Origin of the sequence: Microbacterium phycohabitans (assembly GCF_032464935.1) — a bacterium.
GTDB classification, from domain to species: domain Bacteria; phylum Actinomycetota; class Actinomycetes; order Actinomycetales; family Microbacteriaceae; genus Microbacterium; species Microbacterium phycohabitans.
The window spans coordinates 424212-443374 of sequence record NZ_JAWDIT010000002.1 but is presented as its reverse complement, the minus strand read 5'-3'; the positions used below and the strand labels follow the sequence as shown (position 1 = coordinate 443374).

Annotated in this window: 21 protein-coding genes; 17 read left to right on the top strand and 4 right to left on the bottom strand. The window is 70.9% G+C overall.

The window, feature by feature from the left end:
- The first annotated feature begins 149 nt into the window (after positions 1-149).
- From RWH44_RS06510 to rpsN, 15 genes are all read left to right on the top strand, one after another.
- Positions 150-1052 (top strand): MetQ/NlpA family ABC transporter substrate-binding protein, encoded by a 903-nt coding sequence (locus RWH44_RS06510; protein ID WP_316003939.1) that lies wholly within the window; start codon positions 150-152, stop codon positions 1050-1052.
- Positions 1049-2074: a methionine ABC transporter ATP-binding protein gene (locus RWH44_RS06505; RefSeq protein ID WP_316003938.1), complete on the top strand. Its 1026-nt coding sequence runs from the start codon at positions 1049-1051 to the stop codon at positions 2072-2074. Before RWH44_RS06510 ends, RWH44_RS06505 begins: the two co-directional genes overlap by 4 nt.
- A complete protein-coding gene (locus tag RWH44_RS06500; protein ID WP_298876854.1) occupies positions 2071-2730 on the top strand; it encodes a methionine ABC transporter permease in 660 nt (219 codons plus the stop codon). Before RWH44_RS06505 ends, RWH44_RS06500 begins: the two co-directional genes overlap by 4 nt.
- Positions 2731-2843: 113 nt before the next feature.
- Positions 2844-3263 carry a DoxX family protein gene (locus RWH44_RS06495; RefSeq protein ID WP_298876851.1) on the top strand — a complete coding sequence of 140 codons (420 nt, stop codon included), beginning with the start codon at positions 2844-2846 and terminating at the stop codon, positions 3261-3263.
- Between the two features lie 165 nt (positions 3264-3428).
- Positions 3429-4430 carry a metal ABC transporter solute-binding protein, Zn/Mn family gene (locus RWH44_RS06490; protein ID WP_316003937.1) on the top strand — a complete coding sequence of 334 codons (1002 nt, stop codon included), beginning with the start codon at positions 3429-3431 and terminating at the stop codon, positions 4428-4430.
- The gene (locus RWH44_RS06485) at positions 4427-5242 is read left to right on the top strand and encodes a metal ABC transporter ATP-binding protein (RefSeq protein WP_298876844.1); all 816 of its coding nucleotides are present in this window, start codon (positions 4427-4429) and stop codon (positions 5240-5242) included. The genes RWH44_RS06490 and RWH44_RS06485 overlap by 4 nt, the downstream gene beginning before the upstream one ends.
- Positions 5239-6099 (top strand): metal ABC transporter permease, encoded by an 861-nt coding sequence (locus RWH44_RS06480; RefSeq protein WP_316003936.1) that lies wholly within the window; start codon positions 5239-5241, stop codon positions 6097-6099. Before RWH44_RS06485 ends, RWH44_RS06480 begins: the two co-directional genes overlap by 4 nt.
- 41 nt (positions 6100-6140) lie before the next feature.
- A complete protein-coding gene (locus tag RWH44_RS06475) occupies positions 6141-6554 on the top strand; it encodes a Fur family transcriptional regulator (RefSeq protein ID WP_298876838.1) in 414 nt (137 codons plus the stop codon).
- Complete coding sequence (locus tag RWH44_RS06470) at positions 6535-7584, top strand: permease (RefSeq protein WP_298876836.1); 1050 nt, start codon at positions 6535-6537, stop codon at positions 7582-7584. Before RWH44_RS06475 ends, RWH44_RS06470 begins: the two co-directional genes overlap by 20 nt.
- Positions 7577-8434 (top strand): TIGR03943 family putative permease subunit, encoded by an 858-nt coding sequence (locus RWH44_RS06465; RefSeq protein ID WP_298876834.1) that lies wholly within the window; start codon positions 7577-7579, stop codon positions 8432-8434. Before RWH44_RS06470 ends, RWH44_RS06465 begins: the two co-directional genes overlap by 8 nt.
- Entirely contained in the window at positions 8424-9848 is a 1425-nt protein-coding gene (locus tag RWH44_RS06460) for a hypothetical protein (protein WP_316003935.1), read from the top strand. Before RWH44_RS06465 ends, RWH44_RS06460 begins: the two co-directional genes overlap by 11 nt.
- Positions 9845-10525, top strand: coding sequence for a DNA-3-methyladenine glycosylase (locus tag RWH44_RS06455; RefSeq protein WP_316003934.1), 681 nt, complete (start codon positions 9845-9847; stop codon positions 10523-10525). Before RWH44_RS06460 ends, RWH44_RS06455 begins: the two co-directional genes overlap by 4 nt.
- 259 nt (positions 10526-10784) lie before the next feature.
- Positions 10785-11021: a 50S ribosomal protein L28 gene (rpmB, locus tag RWH44_RS06450; protein ID WP_055832508.1), complete on the top strand. Its 237-nt coding sequence runs from the start codon at positions 10785-10787 to the stop codon at positions 11019-11021.
- On the top strand, positions 11021-11191 hold the full coding sequence (gene rpmG / locus RWH44_RS06445) for a 50S ribosomal protein L33 (protein ID WP_013584775.1): 171 nt from the start codon (positions 11021-11023) through the stop codon (positions 11189-11191). Before rpmB ends, rpmG begins: the two co-directional genes overlap by 1 nt.
- Before the next feature lie 4 nt (positions 11192-11195).
- The gene (gene rpsN / locus RWH44_RS06440) at positions 11196-11501 is read left to right on the top strand and encodes a 30S ribosomal protein S14 (protein WP_022878196.1); all 306 of its coding nucleotides are present in this window, start codon (positions 11196-11198) and stop codon (positions 11499-11501) included.
- A 72-nt stretch (positions 11502-11573) separates the two neighbouring features.
- On the opposite strand, the gene RWH44_RS06435 is transcribed toward rpsN, so the two are convergent.
- Positions 11574-13052 (bottom strand): helix-turn-helix transcriptional regulator, encoded by a 1479-nt coding sequence (locus RWH44_RS06435; protein ID WP_316003933.1) that lies wholly within the window; start codon positions 13050-13052, stop codon positions 11574-11576.
- Positions 13049-14386, bottom strand: a complete 1338-nt coding sequence (locus RWH44_RS06430) for a hypothetical protein (RefSeq protein WP_316003932.1) — start codon at positions 14384-14386, stop codon at positions 13049-13051. Before RWH44_RS06430 ends, RWH44_RS06435 begins: the two co-directional genes overlap by 4 nt.
- 414 nt (positions 14387-14800) lie before the next feature.
- Between RWH44_RS06430 and RWH44_RS06425 the strand changes: the two genes are divergently transcribed.
- Together RWH44_RS06425 and RWH44_RS06420 are read left to right on the top strand one after the other, a co-directional pair.
- Complete coding sequence (locus tag RWH44_RS06425; RefSeq protein WP_013584778.1) at positions 14801-15088, top strand: HU family DNA-binding protein; 288 nt, start codon at positions 14801-14803, stop codon at positions 15086-15088.
- Positions 15089-15165: 77 nt separating this feature from the next.
- A complete protein-coding gene (locus RWH44_RS06420; protein ID WP_316003931.1) occupies positions 15166-17151 on the top strand; it encodes a bifunctional copper resistance protein CopD/cytochrome c oxidase assembly protein in 1986 nt (661 codons plus the stop codon).
- A 6-nt stretch (positions 17152-17157) separates the two neighbouring features.
- On the opposite strand, the gene RWH44_RS06415 is transcribed toward RWH44_RS06420, so the two are convergent.
- Complete coding sequence (locus RWH44_RS06415; RefSeq protein ID WP_316003930.1) at positions 17158-18237, bottom strand: hypothetical protein; 1080 nt, start codon at positions 18235-18237, stop codon at positions 17158-17160.
- Between the two features lie 42 nt (positions 18238-18279).
- On the bottom strand, positions 18280-19158 hold the full coding sequence (locus RWH44_RS06410; protein WP_316003929.1) for an NAD(P)/FAD-dependent oxidoreductase: 879 nt from the start codon (positions 19156-19158) through the stop codon (positions 18280-18282).
- Between the last annotated feature and the right edge of the window lie 5 nt (positions 19159-19163).

Below are 19163 nucleotides of genomic sequence, written 5' to 3'. Positions count from 1 at the left end.
ACGGGGCGGAGGGGCTGACGCGCATACGCGCCCACCCCGGGATGCCATCGAGCGGGCGATCCGTCGAATCGATGACGCCGTATGACGACCGGTTACCGGCCGTAACGGCCCGGTTTGAGCCTCGCGCGCGCGCATGTTGACGTGGTGTCATGACTTCGCACCGCACCGCCCGCCTGGCCACGATCCTCGGCGCCTCCACTGCAGCCCTCCTCCTCGCCCTCACCGGGTGCGCCGGGGGAGCGGCATCCTCCGACGACTCCTCGCGCATCGTCCTCGGCGCCGACGACGGCAACGAGGCGCACTGGGCGGTGCTGAAGCAGAAGCTGGCAGACGAAGGCATCGATCTCGAGGTGCGCACGATCAACGACGGCGTCCAGCTCAACCAGGGCGTGCAGGACGGCGAGCTCGACGTGAACCTCTTCCAGCACCTCATCTACCTCTCGCAGTTCAACGTCGAGAACAACGGCTCGCTCGTGCCGGTCGGCGCGACCGCGGTCTACCCGCTCGCTCTCTACTCCGAGCAGTACACCGACGTGAAGGACCTGCCCGAGGGCGCGAAGATCGCGATCCCCAACAACCCGACCAACCTCGCTCGCGGCCTGCTCAACCTCCAGAAGGCGGGTCTGCTCACGCTCAAGGACGGCGGTACCGCCCTGTCGACCCCCGCCGACATCGAGACCTCGAAGGTCGAGCTGCTCCCGGTCGACACCAACCAGACGGTCACCGCGCTCAAGGACGGCAGCGCCCAGGCCGCGATCGTCAACAACACGCAGGCGCAGAAGGGCGGGCTCGGCGACGAGCTCATCATCTTCAAGGAAGACCTGAACAACCCGCAGCTCGCGCCCTACATCAACGCCTTCGTCACTCGCGACGACAAGAAGGACGACCCGCGCTGGGAGAAGCTCGTGGCCGCCTACCACTCGCCCGAGGTCGAAGCCGCGGTCACCGAGCTGAACCAGGGCAACCTGCAGTTCAAGACCGAGTGGACCGGCGCGCAGCTGCAGGACGAGCTGACGAGCCTCGAAGACGCCCTCAAGGCCCAGAACGGATGACCGCGGTCATCGAGCTGCGGGGCGTCACCAAGGACTTCCGCACCGATCGTCGCTCCTCCACGACCGCCGTCGACGACGTCACGGTGAGCGTGGAGGAGGGCTCGATCGTGGGGGTCATCGGGTACTCGGGCGCCGGCAAGTCGACGCTGGTGCGCCTGCTGAACGGCCTCGAGAAGCCGACCTCGGGCACCGTCGAGGTGCTCGGCGTGAACGTGGGGGATGCCAGCGAGTCGGCGCTGCGCGATCTCCGCCGCCGCGTGGGCATGATCTTCCAGCAGTTCAACCTCTTCACCTCGCGAACGGTCGCCGCCAACGTCGCCTACCCGCTCAAGGTGGCGGGATGGAAGAAGGCCGACCGCGACAAGCGCGTCGCGGAGCTGCTCGACTTCGTCGGCATCGGCGACAAGGCGAAGCAATACCCCCGGCGCCTCTCGGGAGGCCAGAAGCAGCGCGTCGGGATCGCGCGCGCAATCGCGACCGACCCCCGCATCCTGCTCGCCGACGAGGCCACGAGCGCCCTCGATCCGCAGACGACGGCCGAAGTGCTCGACCTGCTGCGCGAGATCAACCGGCGCCTGGGCATCACGATCGTCGTCATCACGCACCAGATCTCGATCGTGCACGAGCTGTGCGACCAGGTCATCGTGATGGACGGCGGCCGCGTGGTCGACAGCGGCGACACGTACCGCGTGTTCGCGCACCCGCGCGCCGAGCTCACCAAGCGCTTCGTCGCCGCGGTGACGCAGGGCGTGCCCTCGGGCGAGGCGCTGTCGGCGCTCGCCGCGGGCGGTGGCGACCTCGTCAGCGTCGAGGTCAACGAGTTCTCGAGCGAAGACGTCTCGGCGATGTTCCACCGTCACGGGGCGCGGCACTCCGTGGTCTACGGCGGGGTGACCGACGTGCTCGGCAAGCAGCTCGGCACCCTCACCTATCGTGTGCACGCCGAGGATCTTGCCCCGATCGTCGCCGAGCTGCGCGCGCACACCGACGTCGTCGTTCCCACAGCGGAGGTGCGCTCGTGAACAAGTGGGACACCCTCACCCCGGTGCTGCTGCAGTCCATCGGCGAGACCGTCTACATGGTGGCGGTGTCGCTGCTCATCGCGGGCGTCGCGGGACTCGCCATCGGCGCGCTGCTGTACGCCACCCGGCCCGGCAACCTCTTCGAGAACCGCGTCGTCTTCTTCGTCGCGAACCTCGTGATCAATGTCATCCGGCCGATCCCGTTCATCATCTTCCTCACCGCCGTGGCCCCGGTCACCCGCGCGGTGACGGGGACGACCCTGGGGACGGATGCCGCGATCGTGCCGATCACGATCATGGCCACCGTCGTGATCGCCCGCGTCGTCGAGCAGAACCTCGTGGCCGTCGACCCCGGCACCGTCGAGGCGGCTCGCGCGGTGGGGGCGCGCCGTATCGGCGTGCTGTTCGGGGTCGTCATCCCCGAGGCGCTCGCGCCGCTCATCCTCGGCTACACGTTCATGTTCATCGCGGTCGTCGACATGTCGGCGATGGCGGGGTACATCGGCGGCGGCGGCCTCGGCAACTTCGCGATCATCTACGGCTACCAGCAGTTCAACCAGCAGGCGACCTGGGTGACCGTCGCGATCATCGTCGTGATCGTGCAGGCCGGCCAGCTGCTCGGCAACACCCTCGCCCAGCGCATCCTGCGACGCTGACCCGTTCCCCGGTCGCCCCCCTGTTGAGTGTCCGAGACGCGCCGTCGCCGCCGGTGTGCACGCGGCGTTTCTTGGACACTCGCCGGAGGGGGCGACCCGCCTATCCTCGGAGGATGAGCCTCCCGCGCACCCTCGCCCGCTGGCTGCTCGGGGCCGCGCTCGTGTTCACCGGTACCGCGCACCTCACGTTCGCGCGCGACGACTTCGTCGCTCAGGTGCCGTCGTGGCTGCCGCTCCCGGTCGACGTCACGGTCGTGGCATCCGGGGTCGTGGAGATCCTGCTGGGACTCGCGCTGCTCGTCCTCGGTCGCTGGCGCGTCGCCGTCGGCTGGATCGTCGCGGCCTTCTTCGTCGCGATCTTCCCGGGCAACATCGAGCAGTTCGTCCGGGGCACCGACGCGTTCGGCCTCGACACCGACCTCGCCCGCGGCATCCGTCTGCTCTTCCAGCCCCTGCTCGTGCTTTGGGCGCTCTGGTCGACCGGTGCGTGGAAGGCCTGGCGCGGCCGACGACGGGCAGCGGTCGGGGGCTGACCCCGACCTCGTCCGGCGACCGTTCGATGAGCGGATGCCGGGGTGTTCGGCTCTTCGGTGCCTGGACGCGCCCCGTAGCGCCCGGCTCGAGCGTCGGCTCGCGGGAGGGCCCGCGTGGCGTGTTCTGATTTTGAGAACGATTATCAGCAGCGATACGATGTCCGCATGACCCGTCGCCTTCTCGCCCCCGTCGTCCTCGGGGCCGCCTCCGTCCTCGCCCTCGCCGGTTGCGCCGGCACCACGACCTCGACCGGCTCGACCGGCGACTCCGGCGGCAAGGTCACCGTCGTGGCATCCACCGATGTCTACGGCTCGATCGCCGAGGCCGTCGGCGGCGACTTCGTCGACGTGCAGTCGATCATCACCTCGCCCTCGCAGGACCCCCACGAGTACGAGGCCAGCGCCCAGGATCAGCTGACCCTCAAGAACGCGGGGCTCGTGATCGAGAACGGCGCGGGCTACGACGCCTTCATGGAGTCGCTCATCGAGGCCAGCGGCACGACCGCCCCCGTGCTCACCGCGGTCGAGTACAACCACGACTACCCCGGCGCCGAGGGGCACGACGACGGCGCGACCCCCGAGCCGAGCGAGAGCGCCGACGACCACGCGCACGACGAGGGCGACGGACACGACCACATCGAGGGCTTCAACGAGCACGTCTGGTACGACCCGCACACGATCGAAGACCTCACCGCGGCGATCGCGGAGGAGCTCGGTCAGCTCGCCCCCGACCACGCCGCGGACTTCACGGCCAACGCCGACGCGTTCACGCAGCAGATCGCCGGCCTCGAGGACTCCCTCGCCCAGATCGAGGCGAAGGATGCCGGGGCGAAGGTGTTCGTGACCGAGCCGGTGCCCGTGTACCTCATCGAGGCCGCGGGTCTGGACAACGCGACCCCGAACGAGTTCAGCGAGGCCGTCGAGGAAGGTCAGGACGTCCCGCCCGCGACCCTGCTCGAGTCCCTCCAGCTCGTGGAATCCGGCCAGATCTCGGTCATGATCGTCAACCCGCAGACCGGCGGAGCCGAGACCACCCAGGTCGAGGACGAGGCCGAGGCGAAGAACATCCCCGTGATCGAGTTCACGGAAACGCTTCCGGAGGGTCAGACTTACATCTCGTGGATGCAGAGCAACATCTCGGCGCTGTCCGACGCGCTGGCGGCGTGAGCGCGGCCGCGCCCCTGCGCATCCACGGAGCCGCCCTCGAACGCGGCGGCCGTGAGCTGTGGGCCGGGCTCGACCTCGAGGTCGAGCCCGGCGAACTCGTCGCGGTCCTCGGGCCCAGCGGCTCGGGCAAGACGACGCTGCTGCGGGCCATCCTCGGGCTCGAGCGCCTCAGCGCCGGCTCGATCGAGGCGCTCGGCGCACCCGTGCGCCGGGCCGGCAACCGTCGCATCGGCTACATCCCCCAGCAGCGCCCCCTCCCGCGCGAGACGCCGCTGCGCGGGCGCGACATCGTCGGCCTCGGTGTCGACGGGCACCGCCTCGGCCTCCCGCTCTCGCGCAAGAAGGACCGGGCACGCATCGACGAGCTGCTCGAGGCCGTCGGCGCGACGGCGTTCGCCGACCGCCCCGTGGGACTCCTCTCGGGCGGCGAGCAGCAGCGGCTGCGCGTAGGCCAGGCCCTCGCCGACGACCCCGCCCTGCTGCTGTGCGACGAACCGCTGACGAGTCTCGACCTCGCCAACCAGCAGGCCGTCGTGCGCCTGATCGACCGCCACCGCCGCGAGCGCGACGCCGCGGTGCTGCTGGTCACCCATGACATCAACCCGGTGCTCTCGCGCGTCGATCGCATCCTGTACATCGCCCACGGGCGCTTCACCCTTGGAACCCCCGACGAGGTGCTCACGACCGAGACGCTGAGTGCGCTCTACGGCGCCCCGGTCTACGTGGTGCGGGCGGGCGACCAGCTCATCGTCGTCGGAGCCCCGGATGCCGACGAGGCCCACCACCATCACCACGACGAGGACGACGCATGACCTGGTCCGACGTCGGTGACGCCCTCTTCGGCGGGGTGAGCCAGTACGGCGCGATCCTCGAGCTCGTGCAGAACTCCGTCTACGCCGGTGCCGTCCTGGGCCTCGTGGGCGGGCTGATCGGCGTGTTCGTCATGCAGCGCGACATGGCCTTCGCCGTGCACGGCATCAGCGAGCTGTCGTTCGCGGGTGCGGCGGTGGCGCTCCTCATCGGTGTCGACGTCGTCTCGGGCTCGATCGTCGGGTCGCTCATCGCGGCGGCCCTCATCGGCCTTCTCGGCGCCCGCGCGCGCGACCGCAACTCGATCATCGGCGTGCTCATGCCGTTCGGCCTGGGTGTCGGCATCCTGTGCCTGTCGCTCTACAACGGGCGCAGCGCCACCCGTTTCAGCCTGCTGACCGGCCAGATCGTGTCGGTGCAGAGCGGGCAGCTCGGGTGGCTGGTCGTCATCGGCGTCGCGGTGCTCGTGGCCCTGCTGCTGATCTGGCGCCCGCTGCGCTTCGACTCGCTCGACCCGCAGTCGGCCGCCGCGCGCGGCGTGCCCACCACGGCGGTCTCGCTCGCGTTCATGCTGCTGCTCGGGCTGATCGTGGCGGTCGCGGTGCACATCATCGGCGCCCTGCTCGTGATGGCGCTGCTGGTCACTCCTGCCGCGGCGGCCATGCGGGTGGCATCCGGGCCCCTGTCGGTGCCGCTGCTCGCGGCGCTGTTCGGATTCGTTTCCGCGGTCGGCGGCGTGCTGCTCGCCGTCGCGGGCACGCTGCCGGTGAGCCCGTACATCACCACCATCTCGTTCGCGATCTACCTGGTGTGCCGCGTGATCGGCGCCCGCCGCGACCGCACCACCCGCGCGCTGTAACGCCCAGCCGATTCACCGGACCCCTCGCTAGACTCGCCGGCATGGTCCAGCGCAACACGTGGCAGCGCGAACGCGTGCGCGAAGCCCTCTCCGGCGCCGGCGGCTTCGTCAGTGCGCAGTCGTTGCACGCGACGCTGCGCGACGAGAACACCGGCATCGGCCTGGCCACGGTCTACCGCACGCTCGCGGGCCTGGCCGCCCGCGGTGACGCCGACTCGCTGCAGAGCCCCGACGGCGAGAACCTCTTCCGCGCGTGCGAGACCCGCGGTCACCACCATCACCTCATCTGCCGTTCCTGCGGGAAGGCCGTCGAGATCGCGGCGACCGACGTCGAGGACTGGGCGCAGCGCACCGCCGCCCAGCACGGCTTCAGCGAGGCCGAGCACGTCGTCGACATCTTCGGCATCTGCACCGACTGCGCCCGCGCCCGGGCTCGTGAGCGTGGCGACGAGTAGCCGCACCGCGCCGCCCACGCGCCGGCGTTCCGACACCCCTCGCTCGGGCGCCTCCCGCACCCTCGTCGCGCTCGGCCTGGGTGTCGTCGTGGTCACCGCGCTGTTCCTCGTCGACGCGCTCGCGCCCACCTTCTTCTCGCAGCCCCTGCCCACCCGTGCACAGGACGGCCTGACCCTCGCGCTCAGCGTGCTGATCGAGTCGCTGCCGTTCGTCATCCTCGGCGTGGTGCTCTCGATCATCGTGCAGGTGTGGGTGCCGCCGGGTGCGATCGAGAGATGGATGCCGCGGGCTCCCTGGGCGCGCCGGGCGGTGCTGTCGCTGCTGGGCATGTTCATCCCGGTCTGCGAGTGCGGCAACGTGCCCTTCGCGCGCGGACTGCTCATGCGCGGGTTCGGCGTGAGCGACACCCTCACCTTCCTCGTCGCGGCGCCGATCGTGAACCCGATCGTGATCATCTCCACGCACGCCGCGTTCGGGTTCAGCGACGGCATCCTCGTGGCCCGTCTCATCGGCGGCTACCTCGTCGCCAACCTCATCGGGTGGCTCTACAGCCGGCATCCGGATCAGGACAAGCTGCTCACGGAGCGGTTCCTCGAGACGTGCGAGATCGTCGTGCAGGAGCGCGGCAACCGCGGTCGCCGCACGCTCGCGCAGTTCGTCGTGGAGTTGCGCTCGGTCATGCCGGCGCTCATCATCGGCTCGCTCCTCGCGGGCGCGGTGCAGGTGCTCGTCCCGCGCAGCGCCTTGCTGGCGATCGGCTCCGACCCGGCCCTGTCGATCGCGGCGATGATGGTGCTCGCGATCGTGGTGTCGCTGTGCTCGAACGTCGACGCGTTCTTCGCGCTCTCCTTCGCCTCCACCTTCACTCCCGGATCGATCGTGGCCTTCCTGGTGGTCGGCCCGATCATCGACCTGAAGATGATGGCCCTGCTGCGCACGACCTTCACCACCCGCGTGCTCGCGGGGATGACGGTGGTGGTCGTGCTCTTCGCCTTCGCGCTGGGAACGGTGGTGAACCTCCTTGTCTAGAACCGGTGCGCTCGCGACCCGCTGGCTCGGCGTCGGGCTGACGGTCTGCCTCTCGATCACCACGATCACGCTGTGGGCGACCGGGCGGATGTCGCTGTACATCAACCCCGATTCGGCGTGGTTCGCCGTCGGGATGTCGATCGTGGCTCTCGTGGGCGCGATCGCCTCGTTCGCTCTGCCGCTGGGCGCCGAGGCCGATCACGGCCACGACCACGAGCACGGGCACGCCCCGGCCGCCGCGACCGCGCGGCGGGAGGCCTTCGCCCACGCCGACCACGAGCACAGCGACCCGCTCGACGAGCACGATCACGCGGCCCACGACCACCTCGCCGCGCGTCCCCGGCTGACCCCGGGCGGCATCGCCGCCTTCACCGGCGGGGTGCTCGCCTCGGGCGCCGTCATCGCGGTGCTGCTGACGCCGGCGGCGTCGCTGTCGACCGAGCTCGCCGTCTCGCGGGACGTGGGAGCCCCGCCGCTGTTCGCCGGTTCCGACGTGGTGACCCTCGCCGCCTCGGGCGACACCTCGAAATTCGGCATCGGCGACTGGTCGGCCGTGTTCGCGCACGCGACGAACCCCGAGACCTTCGACGGCAAGCCGGTGACCCTCACCGGCTTCATCACCCCGGGCAGCGACGGCGCGAGCTTCGACCTCACGCGTCTCGTGATCACGCACTGCGTCATCGACGCGCAGACGGCCCGCCTGCCCATCGCGGCCTCCGCCGACGCGCCGTCGACGGGTCAGTGGGTCACCGTGTCCGGCACGGTGCGCTCCAGCGGAGACGGCAAGCTCGAGGTGCACGCCGACGAGGTATCGGCGATCGACGAGCCGGCGGACCCGTATGAGTACTGACTCCCGACGCGCGGGGGAGTCCCGCCGCTCGCGCGCCCGCAAGCGCCGTGGCCGTGGTTTCGCCGTCGCCTTCGCGGCGGTGCTCGTGGGCCTCGTCGTCATCGGTGGCGTGGGCGGGATCGTCGCCGTCGCGCAGGGTCCGCGCGTCACCGACGTGCAGGTGGACCCGGCGGCCGCGGTCGCCGCCTCGGGCTCGCGCGTCATCCTCACCACGACCCAGTCGCTCGAGACGGTCGACCCCTCGCAGGTCGAGGTCGAGCCGGCTACACCTTTCACCGTCGACACCGCGGGTCGCAGCGTCGGCGTGCGCTTCACGCTTCCGCTGCGCGACGACACCGACTACCGCATCACCGTCAGCGGGGTGAACGGCCTGGGCGCGGGGCCCTCGTCGACCCTCACCGAGACCTTCCGCACGCCGCCGTTGCAGGCCTACCTCATGCAGCGCGGCACGCCCGAGGGCGACACGATCTTCCGCACCGACCTCCAGGGCGAGGCCGGGCTGCCCGTCTTCGTCCACCCGCACATCGAGGATTTCCGCGCCACCGCGAACCACCTCGTGATCTCGGTGCGAGACGGCGACACCGCTCGCGTGATCGTGACCGATCCGGACGGGAAGAACGAGCGCGACATCGCCCTTCCGGGGCCGGGGTTCGTGACGAATCTGCAGTCGGCCGACCGGGGGGAGCGCATCGGCTTCACCTTCTCGGATGCCGACCTGGGGGCCGCCGGAGGACGCGAGAGCCGTCTGTTCACGGCGTCGGCCGCCGACGACTCCCCGCCCACCGAGGTGGGCCTGAACGGCGGCGACGTGCGCATCGCCGACTACCGGTTCGTACCCGACACAGACAGCATGCTCGTGCTCACCTTCGACTCGCGGCTCCTGCTCACCGATGCGCAGGGTGGCAACGCGGCCCCCCTGGGCAGCGCCGTGTCGATCGACGGCATCGCGCGAGGGTCGTCGGTCGCGGTCGTCGAACGCCTCGAGGGCATTCGCGAGATCAACCTCACCGACGGGTCGGAACAGGGCCTGGTCGAGCCGGTTGATCCGCCGGGTCTCGCGGGCCGGGCCACGCCCGTTCCGGGGACGGGTGCCGGGACCATCCGCTCCTTCGCCGACATCAGTTCCGACGGGGTCTCGCGCTCGACGATCGTCGCGCACGTCGACACAGACGGAGCGGTCCGGCAGCTGCTGGACGTGCCGGGGACCGACACGGTGCTGCAGACGTGCGTCTCGCCGAGCGGGCGTTACGCCGCAGTCCTCATCGCGCCTCGGGCGGTCGACAACCCCTTCGACCGCTACCAGCTGCCGCTCCCGCAGCGCCTTCTCACGCACCTGGTCGAGGTCGACACCGGCCAGGAGGTCGTGGCGCTGCAGGGCTTCGACCTCTCGTGGTGCCAGGTCCCGCCGCAGTGACGCGGGCTGCGACCCGCGCCGACCTCGCCGGTCTCCCGGCCGAGGTCGCGCCCCGACTGCTCGGCGCCCGACTGGAGACCGTCGTCGCGGGCGAGCGGGTCGTCGTGCGTCTCACCGAGGTGGAGGCCTACCACGGGCTCGGGACGGGCGACCGACCCGACCCGGGCTCTCACGCGCGGATGGGGCCCACCGCGCGCAATGCCACGATGTGGGGCGAGCCCGGTCGCCTGTACGTCTACCTGAGTCACGGCATCCATTCGTGCGTCAACGTGGTGTGCGGGCCCGACGGCGTCGCCGGTGGAGTGCTGCTGCGCGGCGGCGAGATCGTCGAGGGCGCCGACATCGCCGAGCGGCGCCGCCTCGAACGCCGCGGTGCGGTGCGGGCGGCCCGCGATCTCGCGCGCGGCCCCGGGCGCCTCGGCGACGCCGTGGGCCTGCGGCATCCCGTCCACGACGGCATCGACGCGGTCACGGGTGAGGAGCGCGCGGGGGCGAGGGCGCGGCTGTACCTGCCGGAGAGTCCGCCGGCGGTCGTGGCGACGGGGCCACGTGTGGGCGTGGCCGGCATCGCCGGCACCGCCGCCTTCCCCTGGCGCTTCTGGATCGAGGGGGATGCCACGGTCTCGCCGTTCCGGTGGGGACGCGGCGCGGCCGACGCGGCCGCGCGAGGTGGCTGAGCCTGTCGAAGCCAGCGGTTGTCGTGGGGTCCGGTCCCTTCGACAGGCTCAGGGACCTGGGTCCGGGGCCTCGGTCGGCTCGCGGGCGGAAGGGTCAAGCCGACACGCCGTGCTAGACTGACCCCTTGTCTGCGCGCACTCCAGCACGCAGTTCGCATCCCTCCTCCTGATCCCGGCCTTCCGCCGTGTTCAGACGGGGTGCAGACAAGGGATCTTGGGTGGCACCGTCCGGTGTCACGGTACAGAAGGAGACATCACCATGGCAGCAGTGTGCCAGGTGACTGGAGCGGTTCCCGGCTTCGGTCACAACATCTCGCACTCGCACCGCCGGACGAAGCGCCGCTTCGACCCGAACGTGCAGAAGAAGACCTACTTCGTTCCGTCGCTGGGTCGCAACATCAAGCTCAACGTTTCGGCGAAGGGCATCAAGGTCATCGACGCTCGCGGCATCGAGTCCGTCGTCCGTGACCTGCAGGCGAAGGGCGTGAAGCTGTAATGGCGAAGAAGGCTCAGGACGTTCGTCCGATCATCAAGCTGCGTTCGACCGCCGGCACGGGGTACACCTACGTGACGCGCAAGAACCGCCGCAACAACCCCGACCGCATCGTGCTGAAGAAGTACGACCCCGTGGTCCGCAAGCACGTCGACTTCCGAGAGGAGCGCTAAGCACATGGCTAAGAAGAGCAAGATCGCGCGCAACGAGCAGCGCAAGGTCGTCGTCGAGCGCTACGCCGCGAAGCGCGCCGAGCTGAAGAAGACCCTGGTCGACCCCAACGCGACCGACGAGGCCCGCGAGGCCGCCCGCGTGGGCCTGCAGAAGCTGCCCCGCAACGCGTCGCCCGCGCGCGTGCGCAGCCGCGACGTCATCGACGGCCGCCCCCGTGGTGTCCTCACGAAGTTCGGCGTCTCGCGCGTCCGCTTCCGTGACATGGCCCACCGTGGCGAGCTGCCCGGTGTGACCAAGTCGTCCTGGTAAGCACCAGACAGACAGACGAAGGGCGGGATCCCGAAAGGGGTCCCGCCCTTCGGCGTTCCTCGGAACTCCCCGTCACAGACCGACGTCGCGCAGGCGCTCGACCGCCTCGGCGCGATTGCCGACGCCGAGCTTGCGGTAGATCGAGCGCAACTGGCTCTTCACGGTGTTGACCGACACCCCGCGCTCCCGAGCGATGTCAGCGTGACGCAGCGGGGTCGCCAGCAGCGCCGCGAGGGCTCGCTCCGAGGGGGTGAACGACGCGGCGCGCGAGCGCCGGCTGGAGGGGGCATCGGGCGTCGTGACGCGTGCGAGCATCTCGCGGAATCGCGGCGCCGCGCTCGCGAGATCGGCGTTCTGCGCGATCACGGCGTCGACGATCCCTCTCGACTCGTCGTGCGGGAGCATGAGGAAGGGCGTGGCCGAGAAGCCCGTCCGTGCGATGAGCAGGAGCGCGGATTCCATCGCGTTGCGGGCGCGCCGGGGGGAGCCCAGCCGACTCCACGCGAGGGAGCGACGGACCAGCACGGGGGTCAGGGTGCGAAGGCAGTGGTCCGGCTCCGCCACGCACGCCGCGGTCTCGGACAGCAGCTCCTCCTCGCGTCCGAGGGCCAGGAGGGCCGCGGACCTCTGCATCGAGAAGCACACGCCGTGCCCCGGGGGGCTTCCGTGCGGATGCAGCGCGGCCAGCGCCGCCTGATGCTCGCCCTGCGCGACCAGGATGTCGGAGCTCATGCACACCAGCAGATCGTGGGTCACCCGGTTGCTGCGGTGGCGTCGACGACCATTGAGCAGGAGCCGGCAGTCCGCGAGGGCGGCGGCGTAGTCGCGGCGGAACATCTGCGCCATCACCTCGGCGGCTCGGGCGGAGAACTGCCAGTACGCGTCGTCGGGCTGAGCGCATCGCATCCGATGCGCCGCGCGGAGAAGGCGCTCCTCGTCGAGCCACGCGGACGCGACGAGAACGTGCGCCAACAGCACGAGCTGCGCCGTCTCGGCCTCGGGCCAGCCGAGGCGGTCGAAGATCTCCTCCGCCTCGATCAGATCGGCCTCCGCGGAGAGATACTCGCCGTTGAGCGCGTGCCCGAGCGCCGCGACGGAGAGGGCGCGATAGCGCAGCCGGTCCGAGTCGGCGAAGAGCAGGGCCTGCTGGCCGAAGCTCGCCGCGATCCGCGGCTGTCCGACGGCGATACCGTATTCGCCCGCCGCGGCGTACAACTGCGAGCGGACGCCGGAGCTCAGCGTTCCGGGACGGCCGAGGTGGACACCGTCGAAGTAGCGGGTGAGGAGACTGCTCTCCTCCAGGAGGGCATCGCGCCGCACGCGCGCGGCGTAGACGGCGGTCAAGACGGCGGCGTCGCTGTCGGTCCAGACCGCGGGCGGCGCGGGAGGCGGCGCCTCGGCGACGAGGCTGAGGATCCGCGGATCCGGCACGCCCCGACCCGGCGCGAGCCGCAGGACGATCTCGGCGGCGCGGCGATCGACATCCTCCTCCGGAACCGGAGGCAGAGGCGAGGTCGCGGGGGCCTCGCCCGTCGGCGCGTCCCGCGTCATGACTGTGCCCGTCCGAGGGCGCTCAGGGGGGCTTCCTCCCCGAGGCTCGCGGAGGGTCCGCGACGAGCCGAACCATCGTCGACGGGTCTCGCCCCCGCGCCGGAGTCGACGGCGACCACGAAGAGGGCCGCGAGGACCCGTGTGACCGCCGCCTCGAGCTCCGGGCGTCGCGCCGCGACCGCCTGCACGAGAGAACGCACCTCATCGCAGGGGAGCAGGAGGAAGGGCATGGCGAAGTCCCCGGTGCGGTCGATGACGAGCAGCGCCGCCTCCATCCCGCGAAACGCCTCCCGCGCGTTTCCGAGGCGCGCGAAGGCGAGGGCACGTCGGACGAGCACGAAGACGAGCGTGCGCAGACCGTGCCCGGCTTCGTCCGCGACGCACGCGTCGGTCGCGGAGAGGACCTCGTTCTCCCGTCCCAGACTCAGCAGGGCTGTCGCCCTGTGGCCGGGGACGCAGACCGCGTGTCCCTCGGGGCTCGCCGAGATGTCGAGGAGGGAAAGGGCCTCCTCGGCCTCGGCGCGCGCCACGAGCACGTCGGAGCGACGGCAGAGGAGGCTAAGGCGGTTGAGGCGATGGCCGGCCTGGCTCTGCGCCCCGTGGAGCAGTGCGGAGCTCTCCGCCAGGGCGCCGGCGTGATCGTGCTCCAGCATCCGCGCGGTCACGTCGCAGACCCCGAGGGCGAAGGTCCAGGAGGCGTCTCGGGCTTCGCACGCCCTCATCTGCGAGATCAGGTCCCGCATCGCGGCGGTCTCGAGCTGCGCGCAGAGGACGATGAACTCGGCGAGGAAGTGCGCGAACGCATACTCGCTCAGCGGCCAGTGCTCGGCGCGGAAGATGGCGGACGCCGCGCGCACGTCGTCCGCGGCGGCACGGATCTCTCCGTTCATCGCTGCCGCGGCTGCGCTCGTCGACAGCGCGTGATAGGTCTGCGCGGGGGTCTGGGCGAACAGTGCCGCCTCCTCCGCGAAGTCGGCGGCGGAGGCGACGTCCCCCCGCGCGCACGAGTACTCGGCGGCGACGGCGTACAGCGTCGAGCGCATTCCGGGGGAGAGCGAGGCCGGCCGACGCAGCCGGGTGCCATCGAAGTACGACTCGAGCCCTCCCCGCCCGGCCGGGACGTTCTGTCGACTACGCGCGGCGATCTGCGCCGCCAAGACCCCGATGGACGCGTCGGTCCACTGCGCGGGGGCCGGTATCAGCTCGGACTCCGCGAGGAGCGCGAGGTGGTGGGCCTGCGGAACCCCGTGTCCGGGAACGAGGCGTCGGACGGTCACCGCGGCGGCAGCGCGTAGGGCGCCGCGCGCGGCGATGGACGACGGACTGCCCGGCATGAGACTCCCCCGGAGGCGACGCGAGACGTGCCCCCGCGACCCGCAAACGATGAAGGGATGTTAGCCGATAGAACGATCCAGTCCGGTTGCGGCACCTCCGGCACGGGGTGAGAGCGACGGTGCGCGCGCGACAATCATCCTTGAAGGTCAACGGATTCACCCGATGTCCATCGGCGCTCCTCGGCGGGGGGAGTCCGGCGCCGCACGTGAACCCCGGTCGCCCCGCTCGGGCGCGACCCACCGAGGGGCCCCTCGTGGCGACACGCCGCGCAGAAAGAGGCGAAATCCATCAGAATCCGCGTAATTCCGCGGTTCGGTTGATACTGTCGAGGCGGTCTCCCGACCACCGAGGAGGATTCCTCCTCGTCCGCGTAACGAGAGGCGACATCCGTCGTCGCCTGGAGGACAAACCACATGGCCGACAAGTCCATCACCAAGACCGAGCTCGTCGCGAGCATCGCCAGCGCGACCGGGCAGAGCCAGTCCGCCGTGTCGGGCGTGCTCGACTCCCTCTTCTCCACCGTCTCCGAGGCGGTCGCCAAGGGCAGCAAGGTCTCGATCCCCGGCTGGATCGCCTTCGAGCAGGTCGCCACGTCGGCTCGCACGGGCCGCAACCCGCAGACGGGCGAGGAGATCTCCATCCCCGCCGGCAAGCGCGTCAAGGTCACCGCGGGCTCGAAGCTCAAGGCCGCCGTCAAGTAAGACGACACCGAACCATCGAGGGGGGATGCCCAGCGGCATCCCCCCTTCGTCGTCCCCGCGCGACGTAGGCTGGCAGGGTGAATCCCCGACTGCTGCGCGTGGCGGGACCCGTCATCCTGATCGTGGTCTCGCTGGTCGCCGTCGTCGTGGGCCTCGCGTACGGCGGGGGAGCGGCTGCGCCGCAGCTGGCCGACCCCGGACCGGTGGTGCGGTGGGGGCTCCCGATCGCCACGGTCGCGGTCAACCTCGCGGCGGCGACCATGGTCGGCTCCCTCGTGCTGGCGCTGTTCGCCCTGAAGGCGGGCGAGCGTCCGTTCGAGATTGCCCTCGACACCGCCTCGATCGGCGCCGCAGTGTTCACGGTCGCCGCGGCCGCGACCGGGTATCTGACGTTCCTCAATGTCCTGAACGCCAAGCCCACGCTCGACGCCGTGTTCGGCCAACAGCTCGGACGATTCCTCGTCGAGAGCCCCGTGGGGCAGGCGTGGCTCATCACCACCATCGCCGGTGCGGTGCTGACGGTGCTGACCTTCGCCGTCCGCTCCTGGATCCCGACGATGCTCGTGGCGATCGCCGCGCTCGCCTCGCTCGTCCCGATGGGCACGCAGGGTCACACCGGCGCCGAGACGAGCCACGACGCCGCGGTCACCTCCCTCGTTCTGCACATCATCGCCGCGGCCGTCTGGCTCGGCGGTCTCGTGCTCCTCGTGGTCCTGCGCCCCGCGATGACGCGCTCGCAGCTGCAGACGACGCTCCTGCGCTATTCGTCGCTCGCCCTCGTCGCGTTCATCGTGGTCGCGATCTCGGGAACCGTGCGCGCCTCGATCGGCCTGCAGGGCCTGCAGAACCTGTGGTCGGCCTACGGCGTCCTGGTGCTGGTGAAGGTCGGCGCCCTGATCGCGATGGGCGTGCTGGGCGCGTGGTACCGCCGGCGCCTCATCTCGCGCATGGGCGACGAGCCCGGCTCGCGGCGATTCTGGGGGGTCATCTCGCTCGAACTGGTTTTCATGGGGGTCGCGAGCGGTGTCGCCGCCGCCCTCGCCCGAACCCCTCCTCCCGGTGAGGCGTCGCTGGTGGGCACCTCGCCCGCCGAGGTGCTGACCGGGAGCCCTCTGCCGCCCGACCTGACCCTCGAGCGCTGGTTCACCGCGTACAACGTCGATCTGCTGTGGACGCTCGTCGTGGTGGGCGGGCTGTTCTTCTACCTCGCGGGCGTGTGGCGGCTGCTGCGTCGCGGCGACTCGTGGCCCGTCTCCCGCACGGTGCTGTGGTGCCTCGGCATGCTCGGGGTGTTCTGGGTGACGTCCGGACCCGTGAACGTCTACCAGGACTACCTGTTCAGCATGCACATGATCGGGCACATGCTGCTGTCGATGGCGATCCCGCTCATGCTGGTCGCCGGGGCGCCGGTGTCGCTCGCGGCGCGCGCCATCCGCAAGCGCGACGACGGCACCCGCGGTGGCCGCGAGTGGATCCTGTGGGCCGTGCACAACCCGGTCGCGACGGTGCTGACCAACCCCTACGTCGCAGCGGGCCTGTTCATCGGGTCGCTGTGGGCGTTCTACTACACCGACCTCTTCCGATGGTCGCTGTACGACCACGTCGGGCACATCTGGATGGTCGCGCACTTCCTCGTCGTGGGCTACCTGTTCGTCCTCAGCCTCATCGGCATCGATCCCGTCCCGTATCGACTGCCCTACCCGATGCGCCTGCTCGTGCTCATCGCCGTCATGGCCATGCACGCCTTCTTCGGCATCGCGATCATGATGAACTCCGGCCTCATGGTCGCCGAGTGGTTCGGCGCGATGGGGCGCACGTGGGGGGCGACCCCGCTGCAGGATCAGTACGTCGGCGGAGGCGTCGCCTGGTCGGTGGGCGAGATCCCGACGCTCATCCTCGCCATCGCGGTGGCGATCCAGTGGAGCCGTAGCGACGAGCGTCAGCAGCGGCGCCGCGATCGTCACGTCGATCGCGTGGGCGATCTGGAGCTCGACGCCTACAACGAAGAACTCGCCCGCCTCGCCGATCGCGACGCGCGGGTGGCCGCGCGCGGCGGCACCTGAGCCGCCTCAGTCGGCGGAGCCGCCCACGAGGATCGACGCGGTTCCGTCGGGGAGCACCGTGATCTGCCCGTCGACGCGGAACGGCACATCCTCCTCCACCGTGCGGACGCTGCCGTCGAAGATCGAGCGGATCTCGACGTCGATGTGCGCGACGGCCTTGGCCGAGGGGATCCGCCATCCGGCGCCATCGGGGACCACGGTCACGACGGGCTGCTCGACGATCGACCAGGTCGGAGCGCCGTCGATGCGATTGCGCACGGTGAAGCCGAAGGGGCACCCGGTGGGCTGGAGCACCTTCTGCTCGGCGCAGGCGGTGAGGAATCCCTCCACGCGGTCCTGGACGACGCCGATGAACTCCTCGGTCGGCTCGGCTTGCACGTCCACCGGGATGCCGACGAGCGGCGCGTCGGCGAGCACGGCGACTCCGGGGGTCGCCGAGATCGCGGTGTCGACCGCCACGGAGTAGAGACCGGGCGAGAACACCAGCAGGGGTACGTCGGCCGAGGGATCGGCATCCGCCCCGTCGATCGACACCTGCCGCTTGTCGAGCTCGAAGCCGTTCACCGAGAAGCGCATCGACCCCCTGACGTTCAGTTCCATGACCGACAGCGGACTGCGGGCGAACCGCCAGCGGGGGAGCACGCCCTCGCCCGGGTCGTGCTCGATCGCGAACGTGGTCGTGCCGGAGTACCCGCCGGCCGTGTAGCTCACCGTGACCCGCGTCTGGTCGCCGTCGACCGTCTCGTCGGTCACGGTGGCATCCGTGACGGTCGCCAGGGCCTCGGGGCGCAGCAGCGCCTCGGACGCGGTGGCGGGGAGTCCCCGCGCCTCGAGCTCGGCGGAGTCCACGGCCACTCCCGGCACCGCCAGCGCCTCAGCCGTACGATGCTCTTCCAGCAGCTCGAGGTAGTGCAGCACGAAGGCGCGCGGGCTGTAGAACTCGCGGTACAGCGAGGCGGCCCCGGCGCCGAGGGCGGCGACCAGGAGCACGGCGATGAGGATCATCGCGGGGATCTCGCGGCGCAGGCGCGAGCGCGCACCGGTGACGCCCCTGGGCGTCGCGGGGCCCCCGCCGGCGTTGTCCACACCCCCAGTGTAGGAAGCGCGCCTGGACAGGTGCCGCGCGCGTCACCGCGCGACGAGCGATTGCACCACGGCGACCGCCGCGAGCTGTCCCCCGGCGATCGCGGCGGCGAGCGAGAACAGGGGTCCCGGCAGATGGTCGGGCTGCGCGATGTCGCCCACGGCGTAGACGCCCTCGACGCTCGTGCGCCCGAACGGGTCGGTGCGCACGGCACCGGAGTCCTGCCGTTGCACGCCGATCCGCTCGAGCAGGTCGCCCCGCGGTCGCCAGGTCGGGGCGACGAACGCTCCCGCGACCTCGAGCGCCGAGCCGTCGTCGAGCAGCAGGCGCAGGCCTCCCGCCGCACCGGCGACCTCGCGCACGGTGGCGGGGTCGACGACGTGGACCTCGGATGCCACGGGCTCGAGCATGCGCGCGAGAGCCGTCGCGTGGTCGGACCCGTTCACGACGGCGACCGGGCGGCCGGCGAACTCGTGGCCGTGGCAGAACGGACAGTTGGCGACGGTGTCGCCCCAGTGCTCGGCGAGGCCGGGGATCGGGGGGAGCTCGTCGGACACGCCCGTGGCGATGATCACCGCGTGCGCAGAGTGCTCTTCGCCGTCGACGACGACCCGCAGGCCTCCGTCTTCCGGTGCGATGTCGGTGGCCACGGCATCCCTCGACTCGACCGTGTCGTACGCGGCGATCTCGGCGCGGGCGATGCGTCGCAGCTCGGCGGGATCGCGGCCGTCGTTGGTGAGCAGGTTGTGCGCGTGGCGCACGGTGGCGTTGCGGTACTCGCCCGAGTCCAGCAGCAGCGTCCGCCGGTGCATGCGTCCGAGGGTCAGGGCCGCCTGCAGGCCGGCGGGGCCGCCTCCGATGATGATCGCGTCGTACACGATGAGCTCCTTCCGCTTGCGTTCGGGTCCATCGTGTGACTTCATGTCGA